Here is a 23,790-nt window from a genome sequence, read left to right as displayed (position 1 = left end):
CGCCCCGAATGGCTGTGCCCATGGTGCCGTGCCTCGCTGCTCAGTGTTGCCCGGTCAGCGCCTCCGGCTGGCCCTGGCTCCTCGGCCGTTCGTCGACCATCTTGCCAAAGACGATGAGCCTTCCCCGGGCACTGAACTCCGGCGTGCATGTCGTCATCGTCAGATAGCGGCCCGGTCCGGTGAACGGCGAGCCCTTGGGCACCGGCTGAATCACCGTCACATTGCTCGGCGGGGTCTCCGGGATGCCGCCCGCGACCTCGTACGTGTAGTAGGAGGTCGCCGTCTCCACCACGATCTTGTCGCCCGGCGCCAGCTTGCCGATCTCCCGGAACGGCTGGCCGTGCGTGGTGCGGTGCGCGGCGACCGCGAAGTTGCCCGCCTGGTCGGAGGGCATCGCGGTACCCGCGTAGTGGCCGACCAGGCCCTTGTCGAGCACCTGCTGCTTGTTGGTGCCCTCGGCGATCGGGTAGTTCAGGTCCAGCTTCGGGATGTGGATGATCGCGAAGCCCTGACCGGGCTCGAACTTGGTCACCGGCGGCGGCGCCCCACCGCCGGTCGGCGGCGCGGCCGGCAGCTGCCCCCACTGCTGCTCCAGCTTCTTGCCCGCGGCGTCGGCGGCGTTGTCGGCCACCACGTTGGTCCACCACAGCTGGTAGGAGACGAACAGCAGCATCACCACGCCGAGGGTGATGAACAGCTCCCCCACCACCCGGGCCAGCACGACCCGTTTGCGCTCCTTGGGCCGCGGCGGACGCGGCCCCGCGGCCTTCCCGGACGCCCGCCGCCGACCGGAGCCCGCCCGCAGGCCTCCCGGCCCCTGGGCGCGCCGCTGTCCGGCCCGGTCGTCCGGCCCGGATATCGCGGCCGGGTCCGGCTCGGTGTCGGGCAGCCGCAGCTGCAGGGTCCGCTCCGGGGCCGGCTCGTAGACGCCCCAGCCGTCCGGCTCGTCCATCTCCTCGGGAACGCCCCGCTCCGGGCGCACGGCGGTCATCCGGTCAGCCCCGGCCGATCACCGGGGCGAGGCCGGCCGAGCGGCCCACCGCGTCCGGGAACCCGCACTCGGCCAGCCAGTTGGCCAGCATCCGGTGCCCGCCCTCGGTGAGCACCGACTCGGGGTGGAACTGCACGCCCTCGACCAGCAGCTCACGGTGCCGCAGGCCCATGATCACGCCGCTGTCGGTGCGCGAGGTGACCACCAGCTCGGCGGGCACGGTGTCCGGCTCGACCGCCAGCGAGTGGTAGCGGGTGGCGGTCAGCGGCGAGGGCAGGCCCTCGAACACCCCGCCGTCCTCGTGCACCACCGGGGAGGTCTTGCCGTGCAGCAGCTCCGGCGCCCGGCCGACCACCGCGCCGTACGCCACCGCGATCGACTGCAGGCCCAGGCACACTCCGAACAGCGGCAGCCCGATCCGCGCGCAGTGGTGCACCATCTCCACGCACACCCCCGCCTCCTCCGGCGTTCCCGGCCCCGGGGAGAGCAGCACCCCGTCGTAGCCCTCCGCGCCTTCCCTCGGCCTGGCGTGAGCCACCGTCAGCTGGTCGTTGCGGACCACCTCGCAGACCGCACCCAGCTGGTACAGGTACTGCACGAGGTTGAAGACGAAGCTGTCGTAGTTGTCGACCACGAGGATCCGGGGCGGGTGGCCGGCGGAGGTCATCGCTAACTCCTGGGGTGTGCGTGCGTCGAAGGGCGGACGGAACCGGGAGCCGGTTCAGCCGCCGGCGCCCTGATCCACCGTCACGTTCCCGAAGGGGAGCAGCGGCTCGGCCCACGGGAACACGTACTGGAACAGGACGTAGACCACTCCGAGGACGAGCAGCAGCGCGATCAGCGCACGCACCGGCGAAGGGCCCGGAAGATGCCGCCAGATCCAGCCGTACATGGTGCTCCTCGATGCTCGGGTCGGCACAAGCGTAGACGCCCACCCGCCCGCCCCAGGCGGGTATCCGCGCAACGGACCCGACGCGGCGGCCTACTGGGCGGAGGCGGCCCGCAGGTCGATCGATCCGGCGTACCCTGGCAGGCTCAGCTCGTTGCCCTCCTGGACCTTCCAGCCCAGCCCGTAGGCCGCCACGTAGCCCAGGTAGTTGCGGATCGTCGGATCGGCGTCCACCGCCGACCGCAGCGCCTCGGTCCGGCCGACCGCGCGGATCACGTACGGCGGGGAGTAGACCCGGCCCTGCAGCAGCAGGGTGTTGCCGACGCAGCGCACCGCGCTGGTGGAGACCAGCCGCTGGTCCATCACCTGGATGCCCTCCGCGCCGCCCCGCCACAGCGCGTTCACCACGGCCTGGATGTCCTGCTGGTGGATCACCAGGTCGTTCACCCCGGGCTCTGGGACGCCGGGGATCCGGGCGGTGGCGTTCGGCGGGGCGTCGTCCAGCGTGACGGTCAGCCCCGGCCCGTGCAGCGCGTCCAGCCCGGCGGCCTGCTGCAGCGCGGCCAGCCGGGCGGCGTCGTCCGGGCTCTGCCCCTGCTCCCGGGCCAACCCGTCGGCCCGGCCCTGGTCGGCGGCGACCTGCTCCTGGAGCTGCTGGTTCTGGGTGGAGCGCTGCTGTATGACGTCGCTGAGCTTGAGCAGCGAGTTGTCGGTGCGCAGATCGGTGCCGTGCGCGGTCCGCCCGCTCACGTAGAACAGCAGCCCGGCGAGTGCGAAGACGGTGCAGGTCAGGGCACGTCCGACAATTCGGCCCCGGCGCGGGCGTGCGGCCGGGGTCTGCGAAGAAATCGTGGAATCAGTCACCGTACCCTTATCTCCCTCAGACCCGGCGAGCCACTACGCTAACGGACGCCGGTGGCATGTGCGGAGCTCCGACCGTTCTCATGTGCCACCTCGCCCCCACTGACCACCTGCGCGGTCACAGCGCATCGACAGGAGAGCCCCTCGTGCCGAAGTCTCGACTCCGCAAGAAGGCCGACTACACGCCGCCGCCGTCCTCCGTGACCGCCGTGAAGATCAGTTCCGGCCGGAGCTGGGTGGCGCCGCTGATGCTGGTGCTGTTCCTGATCGGCCTGGCCTGGATCGTCAGCTACTACGTGACCAGCGGCACCTGGCCGGTCCGGAGCTGGGGCAACTGGAACATCCTGGCCGGTTTCGGCTTCATCGCGGCGGGCTTCGGCGTCTCCACGCAGTGGAAGTGAGGCCGGCGCCGCCCGCCGGGCGGTCCGTGCTCTGATCCGCACTCCGCACCGCTCCAGCCTCCGGGCCGGGGCGGTGTTCGGCGCGCCCGGACGCCGGCCGGTCACGGAGCGTCCGAACGTTTATCCACAGGGTTGTCCACACTGGGGAAAACTTCGCCGGTCCTGTGGATAACTCGCAACGCAGCAGGATAACGCGCGTAGAACAGGGAAATCCAATCCCCCGCCGCGCACTGCCTGTGGACAGTGTGCAGGGGGCGGCGCTCAGCCGGGCAGCCGGGCCGTCCCCACCAGCACCAGCGCCAGGGCGGCGGCCAGCACGGCGGCCGTCGTCAACCCCTGCACCAGGTTCCGGTGCGCCCGTGGGGCGTACATCATGCCCGCGCCGATGACGGTGCCCGCCACCAGGCCGCCGATGTGCGCCCGCCAGTCGATCATGCTGCTCAGCGAGAAGGTGATCACCAGGTTCACCACCAGCAGCGCGATCACCGGCTGCATCGGCACCCGGTTCGCCCGGAACAGCACCGCGGTGGCTCCCAGCAGCCCGAAGATCGCGCCGGACGCGCCGACCGTGAACAGCTTCTCGGGCCCCGGCGTCAGCAGGAACGACAGCGCGTTGCCCGCGATGCCCGCCACCAGGTACAGGCCCAGGAAGCGCAGCCGACCGAGCACCCGCTCCAACTGCGGGCCGAGGATCCACAGCGAGAACATGTTGGTCGCGATGTGCAGCAGCCCGCCGTGCACGAACATCGCGGTCACCAGCCGGTACCACTCCTCCGGCCCGGCGGCCATCCCGAACCGCAGCCCCGGCATCGGCGCCCAGCTGACCAGGCCCAGCTTGACCTGCCACTCCGGTGCCACGTACTCGGTGAGCAGGAACACCAGCAGGTTCAGGCCGATCAGCACCTTGGTGACCAGCACGCCGTCGCCGAGCGCCAGCACCCCGCCGAACGCCGTCCGCGGCCGGGCCTGCCGCTCGGCCGCCCCGTGCACGCAGTCCGGGCACTGGAAGCCGACCGAGGCGGGCACCATGCACTCCGGGCAGACCGGCCGCCCGCACCTGGCGCAGGACACCCCGGTCTCCCGGTCGGGGTGCCGGTGGCACCGGGGCAGCCCCGATCCCTGGCCCTCCACGGGCGTCGGCCGCACGGGCTCGTCCGGAAGCATCGGCGCTGTCCCTCCATCAACGAAACGGTCCCGGCGCCGCCTCCGTGCGAAACGGGGCACCACCGGGACCGTCCAGGCTACTGCGCGCCGGGGCGCGCGGGGCCGCCCCGGAGGGCGGCAGGGGGCTCGAATCAGCCGCGGGAGACGACGACCTGCTCGATCACCACGTCCTGGACCGGGCGGTCGTAGGGCTTGGTGGTGGCGGTGGTGCCGATCGCGTCCACGACCTTCTGGCTGGCCGCGTCCACGACCTCGCCGAAGATGCTGTGCTTGCGGTTCAGCCAGCTGGTCGGGGCCACCGTGATGAAGAACTGCGAGCCGTTGGTGCCCGGGCCGGCGTTGGCCATGGCCAGCAGGTACGGACGGTCGAACGACAGGTCCGGGTGGAACTCGTCGGCGAACTTGTAGCCCGGGCCGCCGGTGCCGTTGCCCAGCGGGTCGCCGCCCTGGATCATGAAGCCGTCGATCACCCGGTGGAAGACGGTGCCGTCGTACAGCGGCTTGGCGGCCACCTCGCCGGTCTCCGGGTTCTTCCACTCGCGAGTGCCCTCGGCCAGCTCGACGAAGTTGGCCACGGTCTTCGGCGCGTGGTTCGGGAAGAGCTTCACCACGATGTCACCGCGGTTGGTCTTCAGGGTGGCGGTGAGTTCCTCGGCCACGGGAGTACCTTCCTGTCTTTCTGGCTGACTATCCGAGGAATCATCCCATGATCGCCGCAGACGGCTCAGCCGGAGGTGCCCGGCAGATGAGCAGCATGCATGATCTCCTATCAGGTGGAAAGGTGCATACCGGACAACGCCGGACACCCGCCGAGAAGGAGAAGCCCGTGAGTCGTACGGACACCGCGCGCGAGACCGCCGCACGGGCGAAGGACGCCGTCGCGCCCTACGCCACCTCCGCGAAGGAGGCCGCCCTGCACTACGCCGAGGAGGCCAAGCAGGTGCTCGGCCCCAGGCTGGAGGCGCTCGGCCCGAAGGCCGCGGCCGCCGGCGCACAGGCCCGCCAGGGGGCCGGCCAGGCCGCGCAGGCCGCCCGGGTGCAGTACGTCAAGCACCTCGCCCCGCACCTGGAGCAGGCCTTCTTCAGCCTCCCCCCGGACACCCAGAAGGCCGCCCTGAAGGCCGTCCACCGGGCCCAGGAGGCCGCGCTCGCCGCCAAGCTGTCGGCCGGTCAGGCCGCCTGCCAGGCCCGGACGAACGTCGCCCCCAAGGTCGCCGAGACCTTCCAGGCCGCCAAGGAGAGCGTCGTCCCGCTCGCCCAGGAGGCGCAGGCCCGCGGCGCGGCCGCGATCACCGCGCTGCACGGCAACGTCAGCGCCGCCGAGATCAGCGACCTGGCCGCCAAGAACACCAGGAAGAAGCGCTGCAACGGCTGGGCGACCGGCCTCGCGGTGGCCGGCGCGATCGCCGTCGGCGCCGGCGTCGCGGCCTGGCAGTGGTACCGCAAGCAGAACAACCCCGAGTGGCTGACCGAACCCCCGGAGCCCGTCACCGCCCCGCCCGCCCCGCCCGCGACGGCCGACCCGACCCGGCCCGGCAGCGCCACCGGCGCGCCGGTCGGCGGGGCCACCCTGAACGGCTCCGTCCCGCACGACGACCCAGAGGCCGACTCCACTCCGAAGCCGACCCCGCCTCCGGTCACCCAGCCCGCCGACGACGAGCGGCCCAAGCCGCACGACCCGCGCAAGCCGCACTGAACCGGGGCCGCCGCGACCGCCCGCAGACAGAAACGACTTCGCCCGACCGCAGTTCTGCGGTCGGGCGAAGTCGTATTCGGGTGGAGCCTAGGGGAGTCGAACCCCTGACATCTGCCATGCAAAGACAGCGCTCTACCAACTGAGCTAAGGCCCCGAGCAACGGGCACTAGCGTACCCGCTCCCGGGCAACGCCCCATGCGGGTTTCGGACCGGCCCCGGCCCGTGCTCCGTGGGCCGGTCCGAGGAAGACTCGTCGGTCGGCTCAGCGGCCGGCCGGAACCGGGTCGGTCGCCTCGGTCCACAGGTCCTGCTCGGCGCGGTCCGCCTGGACCTGACGGTAGACAAAGAAGCCGCCGAGGGCGACCAGGGCGACCAGGAGAAGCTTCTTCACCGCGGGACCTCGTCCTTCTTGCTTGCTTGGATGTAAGGGTACGAACCAGCGGTCAGGCTGAAGACCGCCCTGGGGCCGATGATACACACCGGTAACCGGTTCAGAAGCGGCCCCCGCCACCGTCAACCGGCCGATCTGCAAGCGCCTTTGACGCTTCCCCACCAGTACGGTCATCAGACTGCGAGCCCGCTCCCTCCCCGACTGTCGACGCACCCGGGCCCGCCACCGGTTCCGAACCGCCGACGGGCCCTTCGAACAGCGCCCCGCAGCCCCCGCCTACCCGCGACGCCGCCTCCGCAACTGCGCGACATCCCGCCGGATCGCCCGGACGTCCTCGCCCAACGAATCCAGCCGGGCCCCGTGGGCGTCCAACCGGGCACCGTGGGCGTCCAGACGCGACTCCTGCCGGGAGAGCCGCTCACTGATCGCCGTGATCACCACGCCCTGCGCCTCCAGCCGCCGGTCGATCGACCCCAGCGCGGCGGCCAACGCGGCGACCGCACCCCGCAGGTCGTCCCCCGAGAAGCCGAACCCCGGCTCCTCCTCCGCCACCTGCGACGGCACCACGGGCAGACGCCCCTCGAACGGCTCCAGCCCGTCGATCCGCCGCCGCCAGGCCGCCACGGCCGGATCCCGCCGCCCCGCCTCGTCCTCGTCCCACCGCAACTCGCTCCACCGCTTCCACGGCCGAGCCGACAGCGTGTACAGGGCCGGGGGCTCGGCTGCAGGACGGGCCACGCCCTCGATCATGTCGAGCAGCCGGCTACGGACCTGGCGGGCGACCTCGCTGTCCCGCAGCAGCATCGCCACGTTCAGCACGGCGCGCCGGGAGTACAGCGCGACGCCGTTTCCACCGCCCTGGGGCCGGCGGGTGGCGTTCCTGGAGTTATCCACAGGCAGGGTGGGGCGGTGGCCCCCGTCGGAGGGGTGGTCCTGGGGGCGTTCCGGGGCGCTGACCTGCCAGAGTTTCATCATGAAACCCTGGCTCGCGGAGTTATCCACAGGGTGCGCAGGGAGGACACTCACCGCGTCCTCCGGCTGACCGCCCTCCAGGCCGCTGACCTGCCAGACCTGCAAGTTGCAGGTCTGGTCGGCAGGGTTATCCACAGGCTTGAGGACGGTGTAGCCGTTGCTCTCCAACTCCTCACGGTGGCGACGGAACAGGCCGTAGATGGCCTTCTCGCCGACCCCGAAGTACTCGGCGACCATCCGCGTGTTGACGTGCAGCCCGTCGGGCAGCAGGACGAGGGCCTTGACCTCGTCGAGGACTTCGGTGCGCTCGCACAGGCCGCTTCGGAGCGTCCTGGATTCGAGCAGCGCGGCTTCCATGGACATGGGAGTGCCTCACAGGGTGAATGAAGACATGACGTGGGAACCGCCCAGTCGCCCGGGGCGGGCGGGGCCGGTCATCCGCCGGCCGGAGCAGAGGTCGCGCTACGTCCCACGTCACCCAATGACCGGGTCTGTCGCCCGGCTATCCCCGACTTCACATCAGTTTCGAGTCAGCTCACCCTGTGTTTTGCCTCTGCGCACCGGTCTCAACGAGCAACCGGAGGCGGGGGTTACGGCCGATGGCGGGGAAAACGTCGAAGGCCCCGATCACCAGGTGATCGGGGCCTTCGCGCCGGTGGGCCTAACAGGACTTGAACCTGTGGCCTCTTCCTTATCAGGGAAGCGCTCTAACCGTCTGAGCTATAGGCCCTTGCCGCACTCAAAGATTAGCGGACCGTTGGCCGATCTCCCAAATCCGTATCCGCGGCCCCCTCCGGACGGTGCTGCTCAGGGGCTTCGGCGAGCCACTGGGCGCGGGTGGCGGGGAGGCGGGAGGCGCCTGCGGGGGTGGGGCGGACGGCGAGGACCTGGTTGATGCCGATGCGGTTCTGCTCGAAGGCGAGGGCGCAGGCGGCCATGTAGAGGCGCCAGACGCGGGCCCGGCCGCGGCCGGCCAGGGAGACGGCGTCGGGCCAGTGGGCTTCGAGGTTGGCGACCCATTCGCGGAGGGTGCGGCCGTAGTGCTCGCGGAGGGCCTCGACGTCGCGGACCTCGAAGCCGGCCTCCTCCAGGCGGGTGACGGTGGTGCCGACGGGGGAGAGCTCGCCGTCGGGAAAGACGTAGCGGTCGATGAAGGGAGACAGCTGGTACTTCTCGCCGGGGTGCAGCGGACGGCGGGCGATCTGGTGGTTGAGCAGGCGGCCGCCGGGGGCGAGCAGGTCGTACAGGTGGCGGGCGTAGATCAGGTACTGGTCCGAGCCGACGTGTTCGGCCATGCCGACGCTGGAGATGGCGTCGAAGGGCCCGTCGGGGATCTCCCGGTAGTCCTGGAGCCTGATCTCGATCCGGTCGGCCAGACCGGCCTCGGCGACCCGCTTGCGGGCCAGCGCGACCTGTTCGGTGGAGATGGAGACGCCGACGGCCTGGACGCCGTAGTGCCGGGCCGCGTGCAGGACCAGGGAGCCCCAGCCGCATCCGACGTCCAGCAGGCGCATGCCGGGGCGCAGGCCGAGCTTGCGGCAGATCAGGTCGAGCTTGGCCTCCTGGGCGTCCTCCAGGCTCTTCGCGGCGGGCGTCCAGTACGCGCACGAGTAGACCAGGGTGGGACCGAGGACGAGGCCGTAGAAGTCGTTGCCGACGTCGTAGTGGTGGCTGATCGCGGCGCGGTCGCGGCGGCGGCTGTGCAGGTTGCCGCGGCGGCGCCGGACCTCCTCGGGCGGGGGTGCGGGCGCCGGGCCGAGCGCGCCCAGGCGCAGGGCGGTGGCGAGCAGGTGGCGGCCGGGGGCGCCGAGGAGGTGGCGCGGGCCGAGCTGCAGGCTGCGGACGTCCGGGTCCTCGGCGAAGGCCGCGACGGCGTCCAGCACCTCGTAGAGGTCTGTGCCGGGGTCGATCTCGAGGTCGCCGGAGACGTAGGCGCGGGCCAGGCCGAGTTCGCCGGGGGACCAGATCAGCCGGCGCAGGGCCCGTCGGTTGCGGAGCACGACGGTGGGGGCGCCCGGTGGGCCGGCCTGGGAGCCGTCCCAGGTGCGTACTCGCAGGGGGAGCCGACGGCCGATCAGGCCTTCGAGCGCTCGGACCAGTTGCTGTGCGTTCTCCGCCATCACGGACACCTCTCGACCGGCCGTACCCGTCTGGCCGCCCGGTGACCGCTGTCGCGGCCGGTCGGCCCCGTGCTCGTTCGTGTCTTCCATTTGTCCATGCGGGGCGGTGCGGCCGATCCCGGCGCGCCGCCCGGTCACCCGATTGCCGCCGCCGAACGACAACGGGCCCCGAAGGCTTCAACAGCCTTCGGGGCCCAGGGAATTCCATCGAGCTGACGCTAAGTCAGTCCTCTTCGGCCAGGGTGAGTTCGATGCCGCCGGTGAAGCCGGCCGCGGTGTTGTAGATGAACGCGGCGAGGGTGGACAGCGCGGTCATCAGGACCACGTCGACCACCGCGATCAGGGTGGTGAACATCATGACCTTGCCGAACCCGATGTAGTCCATCAGGTTGAACGCGCCGGAGCTGTCGGTGCCGGTGACGTCCTTGAGGGTGCTGGTCAGCGAGTCGAAGACGCCGAGGCCGTCCAGGGTCATCCAGAGCACCGCGGAGGCCACGATGATGATGACGCCGACGGCCAGCGAGAGCAGGAAGCTGACCTTCATGACCGACCAGGGGTCGGCCTTGGTGATCCGCAGCCGGGCCTTGCGGACCTTCCCGGTGCCGCCGCCGGGGCCCTGCGCGGGGCCGCCGGGGCGACGGGCCGGGCCGCCGCCCTGACCGCCGGGCGCGCCGCCCTGCGGGCCGGGCCCGGCGGTGCGGGTGCCGCGGGCCGGGGTGGGCTGGCCCTTGGCGTAGGTGGTGGGCTGGGAGAAGCCGGGCGGGCCGCTGGGGGCCGGCGGGGTCTGGCCGCCGTAGCCGGGCTGGGCGCCGCCCTGGCCGACCGGGGGCATCACCGAGGTGGACGTGGCAGGGTTCTCGGGGCGCTGCGGTGCACCGTACGGTGTCCCGCCCGGTCCGCCCGACAGCCCGCCCGTGGCACCTCCAGCACCCGTGGCTCCGCTCACCGTGGTCCTCCCGAACCGTCCGCCAGGCCGATCGAACCGCCCTGGTCCGTGTTGTGCTCGTGCTCCGCCGGCCCGGTTGGCCTGCGGTCAACCCGTGGTGCCCGCCCCGCTGGAAGCGGGACGGGCACCACGGTCGCGGTCGTGCGTCAGCCCTGGTCGGGCGCGCCGTCCGCCTCGTGCTCGGTGGCGGTCGCGGTCTCGGCCGCCTCGGCGTCGAGGTCCGCGCCCTCCTCCTCGTCGGCTTCCGCGTTGCGGGCCATGCCCACCACCGCGTCGCGCTTTCCGAGGTTGATCAGTTGGACGCCCATCGTGTCACGTCCGGTTTCACGAACCTCGGAAACCCTGGTCCGGATCACTCCTCCGGAGAGCGTGATGGCCATGATCTCGTCGGTCTCCTCGACCACCAGGGCGCCGACCAGCGAGCCCCGGCCCTCGACGATCTTCGCTGCCTTGATGCCGAAGCCGCCGCGTCCCTGGACACGGTACTCGTCGACCGAGGTCCGCTTCGCGTAGCCGCCGTCGGTGGCGGTGAAGACGTACGTCCCCGGGCGGACCACGTTCATCGAGAGCAGTTCGTCGTCCTCGCGGAACGACATGCCCTTGACGCCGGAGGTGGCCCGGCTCATCGGGCGCAGCGCCTCGTCGGTGGCCTTGAAGCGGATCGACTGGGCCTTCTTGGAGATCAGCAGCAGGTCGTCCTCGGCGGAGACCAGCTCGGCGCCGATCAGCTCGTCGTCCCGGCCCTCCTCGTCCTGGCGGAGGTTGATCGCGATCAGGCCGCCGGAGCGCGGGGAGTCGTAGTCCTTGAGCGCGGACTTCTTGACCAGGCCGCCGCGGGTGGCGAGCACCAGGTACGGCTTGTCCTCGTAGGTGCGCACCGCCATCACCTGGGTGATGTGCTCCTCCGGCTGGAAGGCCAGCAGGTTGGCGACGTGCTGGCCGCGGGCGTCGCGCCCGGCGTCGGGCAGCTCGTAGCCCTTGGCGCGGTAGACCCGGCCCTTGTTGGTGAAGAACAGGATCCAGTTGTGGGTGGTGGTGACGAAGAAGTGGTCGACGATGTCGTCCTGCTTCAGCTGCGCGCCGCGCACGCCCTTGCCGCCGCGCTTCTGCGAGCGGTAGAGGTCGGAGCGGGTGCGCTTGACGTAGCCGCCGCGGGTGATGGTGACCACGATGTCCTCTTCGGCGATGAGGTCCTCGATGGAGAGGTCGCCGTCGGAGGGGATCAGGGTGGAGCGCCGCTCGTTGCCGTACTTCTCGACGATCGCGGTGAGTTCCTCGGAGACGATCTCGCGCTGCCGGGCGGGCGAGGCGAGGATCGCGTTGTACTCGTTGATCTTGGCCTGGAGCTCGTCGTGCTCGCTGAGGATGCGGGCGCTCTCCAGGGCGGCCAGCCGGCGCAGCTGCATTTCGAGGATGGCGTTGGCCTGGATCTCGTCGATCGTCAGGAGCTGCATCAGGCCGGTGCGGGCGGCGTCGGCGCTCTCCGAGGCGCGGATCAGCGCGATCACCGCGTCGATCTGGTCGAGGGCCTTGAGCAGCGCGCGCAGGATGTGGGCGCGCTCCTCGGCCTTGCGCAGCCGGAAGGTGGTCCGGCGGACGATGACCTCGATCTGGTGGGCGACCCAGTGCCGGATGAAGGCGTCCAGCGAGAGGGTGCGCGGCACGCCGTCGACCAGGGCCAGCATGTTGGCGCCGAAGTTGGTCTGCAGGTCGGTGTGCTTGTACAGGTTGTTCAGCACGACCTTGGCGACCGCGTCGCGCTTGAGCACGATGACCAGGCGCTGGCCGGTGCGCGAGGAGGACTCGTCGCGGACGTCGGCGATGCCGGCGATCCGGCCGTCCTTGACCAGGTCGGCGATCTTCAGCGCGAGGTTGTCCGGGTTGACCTGGTAGGGCAGGTCGGTGATCACCAGGCACTGGCGGCCCTGGATCTCCTCGACCTCGACCACCGCGCGCATGGCGATGGAGCCGCGGCCGGTGCGGTAGGCGTCCTCGATGCCGCGGCGGCCGACGATCAGCGCGCCGGTGGGGAAGTCGGGGCCCTTGATCCGCTCCATCAGGGCTTCCAACAGCTCTTCGTTGGAGGCCTCGGGGTGCTCCAGCGCCCAGAGCGCGCCGGAGGCGACCTCGCGCAGGTTGTGCGGCGGGATGTTGGTGGCCATGCCGACCGCGATGCCGGTGGCGCCGTTGATCAGCAGGTTGGGGATGCGCGCGGGCAGGACGGTGGGCTCCTGCTGGCGGCCGTCGTAGTTGGCGGCGAAGTCGACGGTCTCCTCGTCGATGTCGCGCATCATCTCCATCGCCAGCGGCATCAACCTGCACTCGGTGTAGCGCATCGCCGCGGCCGGGTCGTTGCCCGGGGAGCCGAAGTTGCCGTTGCCGTCGACCAGCGGCATCCGCATCGACCAGGTCTGGGCGAGCCGGACCAGGGTGTCGTAGATGGAGGCGTCGCTGTGCGGGTGGTAGTTACCCATCACGTCGCCGACCACGCGGGCGCACTTGTAGTAGCCCTTCTCGGGCCGGTAGCCGCCGTCGTACATCGCGTAGAGCACGCGTCGGTGCACCGGCTTGAGGCCGTCGCGGACCTCGGGGAGGGCGCGCGACACGATGACGCTCATCGCGTAGTCGAGGTAGGAGCGCTGCATCTCGGTCTCGAGCTCGATGAGCTCGACCCGGTTACCGCTCTGGGCAGGGGTGGTGCTGTCCTCGGGCTGCTCGCCGCCGTCGGGACGGTTGTCGTCGACCACTTGGGGTCAGTTTCCTTTCAACGATCCTTGACGGGACGTCAGACGTCCAGGAAGCGGACGTCCTTCGCGTTGCGCTGGATGAAGGAGCGCCGGGCCTCGACGTCCTCGCCCATCAGGACGGAGAACAGGTCGTCGGCGCGGGCCGCGTCCTCCAGGGTGACCTGGAGCAGCAGGCGGTGGGCGGCGTCCATGGTGGTGACGCGCAGTTCCTCGGCGTTCATCTCGCCGAGACCCTTGAAGCGCTGGATCGCGTCGTCCTTGGGGAGCCGGCGGCCGGCCTCGACGCCGGCCGCGACCAGCGCGTCGCGCTCGCGGTCGGAGTAGGCGTACTCGAAGTCGTCCTTGCCCCACTTGATCTTGTACAGCGGGGGCATCGCCAGGTAGACGTACCCGGCCTCGACCAGCGGGCGCATGAAGCGGAACAGCAGGGTCAGCAGCAGGGTGCGGATGTGCTGTCCGTCGACGTCGGCGTCGGCCATCAGCACGATCTTGTGATAGCGGAGCTTGTCGGCGTCGTAGTCCTCCTGGATGCCGCAGCCGAAGGCCGAGATCAGCGCCTGGACCTCGGTGTTCTGCAGCACCTTGTCGATCCGGGCCTTCTCGACGTTCAGGATCTTGCCGCGGATCGGGATGATCGCCTGGGTGCGCGGGTCGCGGCCCTGCTTGGCGGAGCCGCCGGCCGAGTCGCCCTCGACGATGAAGATCTCGCACTCGGCCGGGTCCTTGGACTGGCAGTCCGAGAGCTTGCCGGGCAGCGAGGCGGACTCCAGCAGGCCCTTGCGGCGGGTCAGGTCGCGGGCCTTGCGGGCGGCGACCCGGGCGCTGGCGGCCTGGATGGACTTGCGAATGATCTCCGCGGCCTCGTTGGGGTTGCGGTCCAGCCAGTCGGCCAGGTGCTCGTTGACCACCTTCTGCACGAAGGTCTTGGCCTCGGTGTTGCCGAGCTTGTCCTTGGTCTGGCCCTCGAACTGCGGCTCGCCGAGCTTGACCGAGATGATCGCGGTCAGACCCTCGCGGATGTCCTCGCCGGAGAGGTTGTCGTCCTTTTCGCGGAGCAGCTTCTTGTCGCGCGCATAGCGGTTCATCAGACCGGTCAGCGCGGCGCGGAAGCCCTCCTCGTGGGTGCCGCCGCCGTGGGTGTGGATGGTGTTCGCGAACGAGTACACGCCCTCGGTGTAGGACGAGTTCCACTGCATCGCGATCTCGGCGGAGATCCGCCGGTCCTTGTCCTCCGCCTCGAAGTCGATCACCGAGGGGTGGATGACCTCGCCCTTGCGGGAGTTGAGGTGGGCGACGAAGTCCGCGATGCCGCCATCGTACCGGTAGGTGACGGAGAGCGGCTTGCCCTCCTCGTCGGCGTGCTCGGGACGCTCGTCGGTCAGGGCGATGGTCAGGCCCTTGTTGAGGAAGGCCATCTCCTGGAACCGGCGGGAGAGCGTCTCGAAGGAGTAGACGGTGGTCTCGAAGATGTCCGGGTCGGCCCAGAAGGTGACGGTGGTGCCGGTCTCCTCGACGTCCTCGTGCTTGGCCAGCGGGGCGGTCGGGGTGCCGGACTTGTACTCCTGGGTCCAGCGCGAGCCGTCGGTGCGGATGTCCACCGCGAGGCGGGTGGAGAGCGCGTTCACGACGGAGACGCCGACGCCGTGCAGACCGCCGGAGACCGCGTAACCGCCGCCGCCGAACTTGCCGCCCGCGTGCAGCACGGTCAGGACGACCTCGACGGCGGGCTTGTCCTGGCCCGGCATGATGCCGACCGGGATGCCTCGGCCGTTGTCCACCACCCGCACGCCGCCGTCGGCCAGGATCGTCACGTCGATGGTGTCGGCGTGGCCGGCCAGGGCCTCGTCGACCGAGTTGTCGACGATCTCGTACACCAGGTGGTGCAGGCCGCGCTCGCCGGTCGAGCCGATGTACATGCCGGGGCGCTTGCGGACGGCGTCGAGGCCTTCCAGCACCTGGATCGCGCTGGCGTCGTACGCCTTGTTGTCGGACGGGTCTGGGGTCTGGCTGGGGTTGCCGGAATCGGCCACGAAGCGCCCTCTCTGGCACAGCGCGGGCCGCGCCCCTTCCCGCTTGCCCGGGCAGGTGTGCGACCACAGCGTTTCGACTCGGTTGCTGCACGCAACGGTGTTTGCGCTTCAGTCTACCGGTACGAGTGACAGAGAGGGGCGTTTGGCAGCCTCTGAGGGCAGATGTGCCGCCCTGAATCCCCTCGGGACGTGTCCCGATACTCGACAGGGGGGCTCAGAGCGCCTGGACGGGCCGTCAGCGATTCCGGAAGGTCCGGATCCGCTAGCCCCAGGTGTCCCCGGGACCCTTGCTGCCGGGCGCTCGCAACCGCCCGTAACCGCGCACCGGGGCGTCCGGCCCCAGCACCTTGATCACCCGGACCGTGCCGTGCCCCAGCTCGTGATTCAGCCGGGCCACCAACTGGCGTGCCAGCAGGCGGAGTTGAGTGGCCCATGCGGTGGAGTCGCACTGCACGGTGAGCACCGCCTCGGCTTCCGCGTACGACTTGGGTTCACAGTGCGCAGCGATGTCCGGGCCCACGATCTGCGACCAGCGGCCCATCACCCCGCCCACCGCGGCCGGCGCCTCCCAGCCCCGCTCGGTGATCAGCCGGTTCAGCGCGGCGCCCAGCGGCACCGGGTCGCGGCCGTCCGCGCGGGCGCCGCTGCGCAGCCCGGTGCGCTTGGCCTCCCGGCGCTCGCGGACCTGCTCGCCGCGCTGCCTGGCCTGTTCCTTGGCGGCGCGCAACGCCACCCGGGCCAGGTCCACACCCGAAAGCTCCGAACCCTCCGACATCACGCTCCATCCCCAGGCTGTGGACAACTGCACCGACGAGCGGTCCAGGGTACGGGCTCGCCGGGGGTCACGGCGTCAGCCGGGTCACGGCGCCGTCCGAGACCGCGTACCGGGCGCCGCTGAGCGCCTTCGGGACGTCCTCCGCGACCGCCGCGGTGACCAGCACCTGCTCGCCGCCGGCCACCAGCTCGGCCAGCCGGTCCCGGCGGCGGGCGTCCAGCTCGGCGAACACGTCGTCCAGGATCAGCACCGGCTCGCCGCCCTCGGCACGCAGCAGCTCGTACGAGGCGAGCCGCAGGGCCAGCGCGTACGACCAGGACTCGCCGTGGCTGGCGTAGCCCTTGGCGGGCAGCGGGCCGAGCCGCAGCAGCAGTTCGTCGCGGTGCGGGCCGACCAGGGTGAGGCCGCGCGCGACCTCCTGCGCACGGGCCGCTTGGAGGGCGTCCAGCAGCTGCTGTTCGGCCTGCTCGCGGCTGGTCGGCAGCTCGCCCTCGAAGGAGGAGCGGTACTCCAGCACGGTCTCCCCGCCGCCGGGGGCGAGCTGGCGGTAGGCCTCGGCGACCAGTGGCTGCAGGGCGGCCACCAGCTGGATCCGGAAGGCGGTCAGTTCGGCCCCGGTGCGGGCCAGGTGGCCGTCCCAGACCTCCAGGGTGGCCAGGTCGGCGGCCTTGCCGCCGCCGGCCCGGCGGGCCGTCGCGGCGGTCTTCAGCAGGGCGTTGCGCTGCTTGAGCACCCGCTCGTAGTCGGAGCGGACCCCGGCCAGCCGGGGGGCGCGGGCGGTCAGCAGCTCGTCCAGGAAGCGTCGGCGCTCGCCCGGGTCGCCCTTGACCAGGCTGAGGTCCTCGGGGGCGAACAGCACGGTGCGCAGCACGCCCAGCACGTCGCGCGGGCGGACGTTGTCGGAGCGGTTCAGCCGGGCCCGGTTGGCCTTGCCGGGGGTGATCTCCAGCTCCACCAGGGTGGTCCGGCCGCCCTGCGCCACCACGCTGGCCCGGACCACCGCCCGCTCGGCGCCGAGGCGCACCAGCGGGGCGTCGGTGGCCACCCGGTGGCTGCCCAGGGTGGCGATGTAGCCGATCGCCTCGACCAGGTTGGTCTTGCCCTGCCCGTTGGGCCCCACGAACGCGGTGACGCCCGGGTCGAGCGGAACCTCGACCCGGGCGTAGGAACGGAAGTCGGCGAGCGACAGGTGCGCGACGTGCATGACGGTGGACTGCGCTCGCCTTCTGGCCGTGGGTGCTTACTTCGACTCGACCGCGTGGCCGCCGAACTGGTTGCGCAGCGCGGCGATCATCTTCATCTGCGGCGAGTCCTCCTGGCGGGAGGCGAACCGGGCGAACAGCGAGGCGGTGATCGCCGGCAGCGGCACCGCGTGGTCGATCGCGGCCTCGACGGTCCAGCGGCCCTCGCCGGAGTCCGCGGCCCAGCCCTTGAGCTTGGCCAGGTGCTCGTCGTCGTCCAGCGCCCGGACCGCCAGGTCGAGCAGCCAGGAGCGGATGACGGTGCCCTCCTGCCAGCTGCGGAACACCTCGCGCACGTCGGTGACCTCGGGGGCCGCCTCCAGCAGCTCCCAGCCCTCGGCGAAGGCCTGCATCATCGCGTACTCGATGCCGTTGTGGACCATCTTGGCGAAGTGGCCGGCACCGACCTTGCCGGCGTGCACGGAGCCGAACTCGCCCTCGGGCTTGAGCGCGTCGAAGATCGGCTGGACCTTCGCGACGTGCTCGGCGTTGCCGCCGTACATCAGCGCGTAGCCGTTCTCCAGGCCCCAGACGCCGCCGGAGACGCCGCAGTCGACGAAGCCGATGCCCTTGGCGGCCAGCAGCTCGGCGTGCTGGATGTCGTCCGTCCAGCGGGAGTTGCCGCCGTCCACCACCACGTCGCCGGGGGAGAGCAGCTCGGCCAGGTGCTCGACGGTCTCCTGGGTCGGGCCGCCGGCCGGGACCATCACCCACACCACGCGGGGGCCCTCGAGCTTGGCGATCAGCTGCTCCACGCTGTCGACGTCGGCGAGGTCGGGGTTGCGGTCGTAGCCGATGACGGTGTGGCCGGCGCGGCGGATGCGCTCGCGCATGTTGCCGCCCATCTTGCCGAGACCGATGAGGCCGAGCTCCATGACAAGTCCTTCACTGTGGTGTCGTGCCTGACGGCGGCGCCGTTGCCGCGCTCTGTGAGCCTACGCCGCCGATCGGGCCGCTCCGGGCAGCCACAGGGGCGCGGAGGCCGATGGCCCTCGCGCCCCTGTGACCTGAGGCTTCGTCAGCCGGACAGGCGGACCGGCATGATCAGGTACTGGTAGGCGTCGTCCGGTTCGGCGTCCACCGCGGGCTTGCCGGTGAGCAGGGCCGGCTTGGTCGGAGTGGTGAAGCTCAGCTGCGCGTACGCGGCGTCGATCGCCTTGAGCCCCTCCTCCAGGTAGCCGGGGTTGAACGCGATCGAGATGTCGTCGCCCTCCAGGTCCGCCTCGACCCGCTCGGAGGCCTGGGCGTCGTCGCCCGAGCCGGCCTCCAGGGTGAGCACGCCCTGCTCGAAGTTCAGCCGGACCGGGGTGTTGCGCTCGGCCACCAGCGAGACGCGCTTGAGCGCCTCCAGGAACGGCTGGGTCTGCACCGCGGCGACCGCCGAGAACTCGGTCGGGAAGATCGACCGGAACTTCGGGAACTCGCCCTCCAGCAGGCGGGTGGTGGTCCGCCGACCGGCGCCCTCGAAGCCGATCAGGCCCTCGCCGGCGCCGCCGGTGGACAGCGCGATCGACACGTGGTCGCCGCTGCCCAGCGACTTGGCGATGTCCTGCAGGGTCTTGGCCGGGACCAGCGCGACGGCGTTGATGTCGTCCTGCTCGGGCTTCCACAGCAGCTCGCGGACGGCGAACCGGTACCGGTCGGTGGCGGCCAGGGTGATCCCGCTGCCGTTGATCTCGACCCGGACGCCGGTCAGCACCGGCAGGGTGTCGTCGCGGCCGGCGGCGACCGCGGCCTGGCTGACCGCCGAGGCGAACACGTCGCCCGGGACGGTGCCGGTGGCGGTCGGCATCTGCGGCAGCGCCGGGTACTCGTCGACCGGCAGGGTCGGCAGGGTGAACCGCGAGCTGCCGCAGACCACGGTGACCCGCATGCCGTCGGTGGAGATCTCCACCGGGCGGTTCGGCAGGTTCCGCGAGATGTCGTTGAGCAGGCGACCGGAGACCAGGACGGTGCCGGCCTCCTCGACGTCCGCCTCCAGCTCGACCCGGGCCGACACCTCGTAGTCGAACCCGGACAGCGCCAGCGTGCCGTCCTGCGCCGTCAGCAGCAGGCCGGCCAGCACCGGCACCGGCGGCCGCGCGGGGAGGCTGCGAGCGGCCCAGGCCACCGCCTCCGCGAGGACATCACGCTCCACCCGGAACTTCACCGGTAACCGCCTCCTGGCTGCTGTCGCCGCGCCGGCGGCCCGTACTGCCGACCGGCGCTGTTGATCGTCTTCCGGCTCCCCGCCGACCGGACTCGCTCCGCTCGGCTTCCAGGTGCCGAGAGACAGTCTGACGTACTCGGCCGACAGTCGGGGCAGATGGGCGGAAGCAAGCCGAACAGATGTCGGGGCGCGGTTGTCCACAGATTCGGGCCACCCCCACTGTTGATCAAGTCGCGAGGTCTCTAGGTGTAGCAGTAGTAGTAGGGCCTGTGGATACCGTGGATAACCTCGTTTTCGCAGGTCAGACCCGGTTTTTTGTCCACAGGTCCTGTGGACGGCAGCTGTGGACAACCAGGGCCTGCTGTGGACAACGGAGCGTAATCCACAGGGCACGCTGAGTATCCACAGGTTATCCCCAGGTTCATCCACAGAAATTGCCGGAGTTATCCACCGGCTCCGATCAACATCACGTGACGCCTTTCACACCCAAGCCTGACAAGGGAGTTGAAGTTGTCGAACTGTGGACGCAGCTGTGGAAAACCTGGGGATAACTCCCCTTCCGCTGTGGACAGCCCGTGGATAACTCTGAGGGCCTCCTGACGGGTCCTCAGTTCTCCACAGGCTGTGGATAACTGTTGTGCACAAGTCCACAGGGGTCTGACCTGCGCCGAAGAGCGTAGCGGTGATCCGCCTGTGGAGGAACCTCTGGATAACTCGGGCCTGTAGGGCCTGTGGACGGGGAAAACCCACCCGTTCCTGTGGAAAACTCAAGTACGCACCCGAACCGTTCGAATAGCTGCGCAGATGTTCGGGTGGACGCCGGCCCGGCCGCCCGGGCCGGTCGAACGATTCCTGCCCCGCCGAGGCCCGCTCCACACCCGCCGGCCGCCCCAATTCCCCCGACCGACCCAGTGCGGGCACGCCGAAGGGGAGCCCGGCGGCCTCGCCCGGACTCCCCTTCGGGTACCTCAACTGCCGCCCTGCGGCTAGCTCTTGATGCGGTTGGTCAGCTCGGTGACCTGGTTGTAGATGGACCGCCGCTCGGCCATCAGCGAGCGGATCTTCCGGTCCGCGTGCATCACCGTGGTGTGGTCCCGGCCGCCGAACTGCGCGCCGATCTTCGGCAGCGACAGGTCGGTCAGCTCCCGGCACAGGTACATGGCGATCTGCCGGGCCGTCACCAGCACCCGGCTGCGCGAGGACCCGCAGAGGTCCTCCACGCCCAGCCCGAAGTACGCGGCGGTCTGCTGCATGATCACCTGCGCGGTGATCTCCGGCCCGGCGTCCTCGTCCCCGCCCGGGATCAGGTCCTTCAGGACGATCCCGGCCAGTTCCAGGTCCACCGGCGCCCGGTTCAGGTTGGCGAACGCGGTGACCCGGATCAGCGCGCCCTCCAACTCCCGGATGTTGCGGGTGATGCGGGACGCGATGAACTCCAACACGTCGGCGGGAGCGTTGAGTTGCTCCTGGATCGCCTTCTTGCGCAGGATCGCGATCCGGGTCTCCAGCTCCGGCGGGGTGACGTCGGTGATCAGGCCCCACTCGAACCGGTTGCGCAGTCGGTCCTCCAGCGTGATCAGCTGCTTGGGCGGCCGGTCCGAGGAGAGCACGATCTGCTTGTTGGCGTTGTGCAGGGTGTTGAAGGTGTGGAAGAACTCCTCCTGCGTCGACTCCTTGCTGGCCAGGAACTGGATGTCGTCGACCAGCAGGATGTCGATGTCCCGGTAGCGCTTGCGGAACGCGTCCGCCTTGCCGTCCCGGATCGAGTTGATGAACTCGTTGGTGAACTCCTCCGAGCTCACGTACCGCACCCGGGTGCCCGGGAACAGGCTGCGCGAGTAGTGCCCGATGGCGTGCAGCAGGTGGGTCTTGCCGAGCCCGGACTCGCCGTAGATGAACAGCGGGTTGTACGCCTTGGCCGGGGCCTCGGCGACCGCCACCGCCGCGGCGTGCGCGAAGCGGTTGCTGGCGCCGATCACGAAGGTGTCGAACAGGTATTTGGGGTTCAGTCGGGCGTTCGGCTCGTCCTTGCGGGCGCCGCCGGCCGGGGGAGCACCGGGCGGGGCCGGGACGCCGGGAGCGGGCCGGCGCTCCACCGGGGCCGGACGGTCCGCCGGGCGGGGGGCGCCCCGCCGGGAGCCGCCGTGCCGCGGCCGGTCCTCGTCCGGGGAGCCCAGCGCGCCGCCGAACAGGTCGCCCTGCGCCGAGTCCGGGCCGGGCCGGCTGGTCCGCCGCGGGGCCGGCTCGGGGCGCCGCTCGGGCGCCGCCTGCGGCTCCCAGCTGCCGCCGCTCGCGTCGGGCTGCTCCCGGTACGGGTCCTGCGGCGGCGCCCCGTAGGGCTCGACCGGCGGGTAGCCGGGCGGGTACGCCGGGCGCTGGTAGTCCTCGGCGGGGCGGCCCGGCCAGGCGCCCGGCTGGTGGGCGGGGCCGGGCTGGTACGTCGGCTCGGCCGGGTAGCCCTGCTCGCTGCGGGGGTGCGGCCACTCCGCGGCGTCGTCGGCCTCCGGCTCGGGCTCGGCCTCCGGCCCGAGGCCGGCGGGCGGGGCGGCGTTGGCGTCCACCATCACGGCGATCCGCACCTGGCGGCCGAACTCGTGCGAGATGGCCTCGGTCAGCTGCGGCAGCAGCCGGCCCTCCAGCACCTGCTTGGCGAACTCGTTGGGGGCCGCGAGCAGGGCGGTGTCGTGCATCATCCACATCGGCTGGGTGCGCCGGACCCAGTTCTTGTCCTTCTCCACGACATCGCTGTCGCTGACCAGTCGCTCGACGACCCTCGACCACATCAGGACGAGATCGCTGTTGACATCAGCCACTGGTACACGCTTTCTCGTTCCCCGGGCAGGGGCAGTCAGTCAAGGTCGGGAGAGGTTTGGGTGGGCGCGGCGCGAAGGCGGCCGCGAGCACAGAACAAAAGAGACAAGTCCTGCAACGGTAGTCAGCGCGCAGAGCTGATTCAAGTCGTTGTCCACAGGCTGTGGGCAACGGGCCGACACCCACCTGGTTTGACCCTCGGACCCGCCGCCGCGTACCGTAACCAGGTCGAGTTGTCGATGGCCGCTGCCGCATGTCCGCGGGTCCGCCCGCTTCCATGACGCGCGCAGCACGGGCGCCGTGGTGGTCCCGGTCCAGCAGATCTGGGCCCCGGGACGGGATTTCCCAGTGCAAGGGGAGATCGCGCGGACGCACGGTGACGGCCAAGCGACCCCCCGTCATCCTACGATTCACCCCAGGAGCCCCCGAGTGAGCAAGCGCACCTTCCAGCCGAACAACCGTCGTCGCGCCAAGACCCACGGCTTCCGGCTGCGCATGCGTACCCGTGCCGGCCGCGCCATCCTGGCGTCGCGCCGTGCCAAGGGCCGCAGCGCCCTGTCCGCCTGATCCGCGCCAAGGGTCTGCAGTGCTGCCCACCGAGAATCGGCTGCGGCGGCGCCAGGACTTCGCGACCGCGGTGAAACGCGGTCGCCGCGCCGGTCGACCCCTGCTGGTGGTCCACCTCCACAGAGAGGCGGTACCCGACGAGGGCGCCGACCGGAACAGCGACTCCCGCCCGCACGTCGCCGAGGGGCTTCCTTCGGCGCGTGCGGGTTTCGTCGTCAGCAAGGCCGTGGGGCCTGCCGTGGTCCGCAACGTGGTCAAGCGTCGGCTGCGTCATCTGGTCCGCGAGCGTCTGTCCCGGTTGCCCGCAGGTAGCCTGATAGTGGTACGGGCGCTGCCTGCTGCGGCGACAGCCTCGTACGCAGAACTCGGGCACGACCTGGACGCGGCGTTGCGCCGCCTGCTCAGGTCGGAACCGGCCGGCAGTGCCCCGACGGGAACAGGGCGATGAAGTACCTGCTGATGGGCCTGATCAGGCTCTACCAGTGGACCATCAGTCCGCTGCTCGGCCCGGTGTGCCGTTACTACCCCTCGTGCTCCCGCTACGGGTACGAGGCGGTGCGCGTCCACGGGGCGATCAAGGGAGGCGGGCTCACCGTCTGGCGCATCCTGCGCTGCAATCCCTGGTCTCCCGGTGGGGTCGACCATGTTCCGCCGCGAAAGCATCCGGTGTGGCATCGCCGGCTGCGCAATCTGCTGAGCCCCACGAGCGGGACCGCCGAGCCGGAGCCGGTGGCCAGCCCGATGTCCAAGGAGTCTGACCGGTGACCTTCGGCTTTCTGAGTCCCCTCTATTACGCGGTGTCCTGGATCATCGTCCAGTTCCACTCGCTGTTCAGCCACGTCTTCGACCCGGACGGTGGCTGGGCCTGGGGCCTGTCCATCGTGATGATGGTGGTCGTCATCCGGATCTGCCTGATCCCGCTCTTCGTGAAGCAGATCAAGGCGACCCGGGCCATGCAGGCGATCCAGCCGAAGATGAAGGCCATCCAGGAGCGCTACAAGAACGACAAGCAGCGCCAGTCCGAAGAGATGATGAAGCT

22 protein-coding genes, 2 tRNA genes and 1 pseudogene are annotated in these 23,790 nt (G+C 70.8%); 6 read left to right on the top strand and 19 right to left on the bottom strand.

Going from position 1 to position 23,790, the window contains the following annotated elements:
- Positions 1-40: 40 nt before the first annotated feature.
- From IEZ12_RS14100 to IEZ12_RS14085, 4 genes are all read right to left on the bottom strand, one after another.
- Positions 41-991: a class E sortase gene (locus IEZ12_RS14100; RefSeq protein WP_189272348.1), complete on the bottom strand. Its 951-nt coding sequence runs from the start codon at positions 989-991 to the stop codon at positions 41-43.
- Between the two features lie 4 nt (positions 992-995).
- Positions 996-1,658: an aminodeoxychorismate/anthranilate synthase component II gene (locus IEZ12_RS14095; protein ID WP_189272347.1), complete on the bottom strand. Its 663-nt coding sequence runs from the start codon at positions 1,656-1,658 to the stop codon at positions 996-998.
- Between the two features lie 54 nt (positions 1,659-1,712).
- Positions 1,713-1,883, bottom strand: a complete 171-nt coding sequence (locus IEZ12_RS14090; protein WP_043915373.1) for a hypothetical protein — start codon at positions 1,881-1,883, stop codon at positions 1,713-1,715.
- 90 nt (positions 1,884-1,973) lie between these two features.
- Complete coding sequence (locus IEZ12_RS14085) at positions 1,974-2,744, bottom strand: DUF881 domain-containing protein (RefSeq protein ID WP_373295475.1); 771 nt, start codon at positions 2,742-2,744, stop codon at positions 1,974-1,976.
- A gap of 143 nt (positions 2,745-2,887) precedes the next feature.
- On the opposite strand from IEZ12_RS14085, the gene crgA reads away from it, so the two are divergent.
- Entirely contained in the window at positions 2,888-3,142 is a 255-nt protein-coding gene (crgA, locus tag IEZ12_RS14080; protein ID WP_100589598.1) for a cell division protein CrgA, read from the top strand.
- 261 nt (positions 3,143-3,403) lie between these two features.
- On the opposite strand, the gene IEZ12_RS14075 is transcribed toward crgA, so the two are convergent.
- Entirely contained in the window at positions 3,404-4,306 is a 903-nt protein-coding gene (locus IEZ12_RS14075; RefSeq protein WP_189272346.1) for a rhomboid family intramembrane serine protease, read from the bottom strand.
- 131 nt (positions 4,307-4,437) lie between these two features.
- Positions 4,438-4,965, bottom strand: coding sequence for a peptidylprolyl isomerase (locus tag IEZ12_RS14070; RefSeq protein ID WP_189272345.1), 528 nt, complete (start codon positions 4,963-4,965; stop codon positions 4,438-4,440).
- A gap of 167 nt (positions 4,966-5,132) precedes the next feature.
- Here IEZ12_RS14070 and IEZ12_RS14065 point away from each other — a divergent pair, with 167 nt between their 5' ends.
- A complete protein-coding gene (locus IEZ12_RS14065) occupies positions 5,133-6,002 on the top strand; it encodes a DUF5324 family protein (RefSeq protein ID WP_189272344.1) in 870 nt (289 codons plus the stop codon).
- A gap of 81 nt (positions 6,003-6,083) precedes the next feature.
- Here the strand turns inward: IEZ12_RS14065 and IEZ12_RS14060 are convergent.
- From IEZ12_RS14060 to dnaA, 13 genes and pseudogenes are all read right to left on the bottom strand, one after another.
- Positions 6,084-6,156 (bottom strand) — tRNA-Ala (locus IEZ12_RS14060).
- 108 nt (positions 6,157-6,264) lie between these two features.
- Positions 6,265-6,393 carry a DLW-39 family protein gene (locus tag IEZ12_RS38400; protein ID WP_014137031.1) on the bottom strand — a complete coding sequence of 43 codons (129 nt, stop codon included), beginning with the start codon at positions 6,391-6,393 and terminating at the stop codon, positions 6,265-6,267.
- Between the two features lie 741 nt (positions 6,394-7,134).
- Positions 7,135-7,230: pseudogene (locus tag IEZ12_RS40800) on the bottom strand (restriction endonuclease); the annotation flags it as partial.
- 791 nt (positions 7,231-8,021) lie between these two features.
- Positions 8,022-8,095 (bottom strand) — tRNA-Ile (locus IEZ12_RS14050).
- 16 nt (positions 8,096-8,111) lie between these two features.
- On the bottom strand, positions 8,112-9,485 hold the full coding sequence (locus tag IEZ12_RS14045; RefSeq protein WP_189272343.1) for a class I SAM-dependent methyltransferase: 1,374 nt from the start codon (positions 9,483-9,485) through the stop codon (positions 8,112-8,114).
- A 223-nt stretch (positions 9,486-9,708) separates the two neighbouring features.
- Positions 9,709-10,317 (bottom strand): DUF3566 domain-containing protein, encoded by a 609-nt coding sequence (locus IEZ12_RS14040; protein ID WP_189272342.1) that lies wholly within the window; start codon positions 10,315-10,317, stop codon positions 9,709-9,711.
- A 260-nt stretch (positions 10,318-10,577) separates the two neighbouring features.
- Positions 10,578-13,178: a DNA gyrase subunit A gene (gyrA, locus tag IEZ12_RS14035; RefSeq protein WP_189272341.1), complete on the bottom strand. Its 2,601-nt coding sequence runs from the start codon at positions 13,176-13,178 to the stop codon at positions 10,578-10,580.
- Between the two features lie 38 nt (positions 13,179-13,216).
- Positions 13,217-15,208: a DNA topoisomerase (ATP-hydrolyzing) subunit B gene (gene gyrB / locus IEZ12_RS14030; protein WP_229847528.1), complete on the bottom strand. Its 1,992-nt coding sequence runs from the start codon at positions 15,206-15,208 to the stop codon at positions 13,217-13,219.
- A 262-nt stretch (positions 15,209-15,470) separates the two neighbouring features.
- Positions 15,471-15,983: a DciA family protein gene (locus tag IEZ12_RS14025; RefSeq protein WP_043915363.1), complete on the bottom strand. Its 513-nt coding sequence runs from the start codon at positions 15,981-15,983 to the stop codon at positions 15,471-15,473.
- A 67-nt stretch (positions 15,984-16,050) separates the two neighbouring features.
- Positions 16,051-17,187 carry a DNA replication/repair protein RecF gene (gene recF, locus IEZ12_RS14020; RefSeq protein ID WP_189272340.1) on the bottom strand — a complete coding sequence of 379 codons (1,137 nt, stop codon included), beginning with the start codon at positions 17,185-17,187 and terminating at the stop codon, positions 16,051-16,053.
- 36 nt (positions 17,188-17,223) lie between these two features.
- Positions 17,224-18,099 (bottom strand): phosphogluconate dehydrogenase (NAD(+)-dependent, decarboxylating), encoded by an 876-nt coding sequence (gene gnd, locus IEZ12_RS14015; protein ID WP_100589608.1) that lies wholly within the window; start codon positions 18,097-18,099, stop codon positions 17,224-17,226.
- A 143-nt stretch (positions 18,100-18,242) separates the two neighbouring features.
- Positions 18,243-19,373 (bottom strand): DNA polymerase III subunit beta, encoded by a 1,131-nt coding sequence (gene dnaN / locus IEZ12_RS14010; RefSeq protein WP_043915360.1) that lies wholly within the window; start codon positions 19,371-19,373, stop codon positions 18,243-18,245.
- A 986-nt stretch (positions 19,374-20,359) separates the two neighbouring features.
- Positions 20,360-22,186, bottom strand: a complete 1,827-nt coding sequence (gene dnaA, locus IEZ12_RS14005; RefSeq protein WP_189272339.1) for a chromosomal replication initiator protein DnaA — start codon at positions 22,184-22,186, stop codon at positions 20,360-20,362.
- Between the two features lie 427 nt (positions 22,187-22,613).
- Here dnaA and rpmH point away from each other — a divergent pair, with 427 nt between their 5' ends.
- The 4 genes from rpmH to IEZ12_RS38395 all read left to right on the top strand — a co-directional run.
- Positions 22,614-22,751: a 50S ribosomal protein L34 gene (gene rpmH / locus IEZ12_RS14000; protein WP_043915359.1), complete on the top strand. Its 138-nt coding sequence runs from the start codon at positions 22,614-22,616 to the stop codon at positions 22,749-22,751.
- Between the two features lie 19 nt (positions 22,752-22,770).
- Entirely contained in the window at positions 22,771-23,199 is a 429-nt protein-coding gene (gene rnpA / locus IEZ12_RS13995; RefSeq protein ID WP_189272338.1) for a ribonuclease P protein component, read from the top strand.
- On the top strand, positions 23,196-23,516 hold the full coding sequence (gene yidD / locus IEZ12_RS13990) for a membrane protein insertion efficiency factor YidD (protein WP_043915357.1): 321 nt from the start codon (positions 23,196-23,198) through the stop codon (positions 23,514-23,516). Before rnpA ends, yidD begins: the two co-directional genes overlap by 4 nt.
- A partial coding sequence (locus IEZ12_RS38395) for a YidC/Oxa1 family membrane protein insertase (RefSeq protein WP_229847527.1) occupies positions 23,513-23,790 on the top strand: 278 nt, incomplete at its 3' end. The genes yidD and IEZ12_RS38395, both read left to right, overlap by 4 nt.

The organism is Kitasatospora griseola (assembly GCF_014648555.1).
GTDB lineage: Bacteria > Actinomycetota > Actinomycetes > Streptomycetales > Streptomycetaceae > Kitasatospora > Kitasatospora griseola.
Note: the sequence above shows the minus strand (reverse complement) of the source record. Positions and strands in the feature narration are given on the sequence as shown.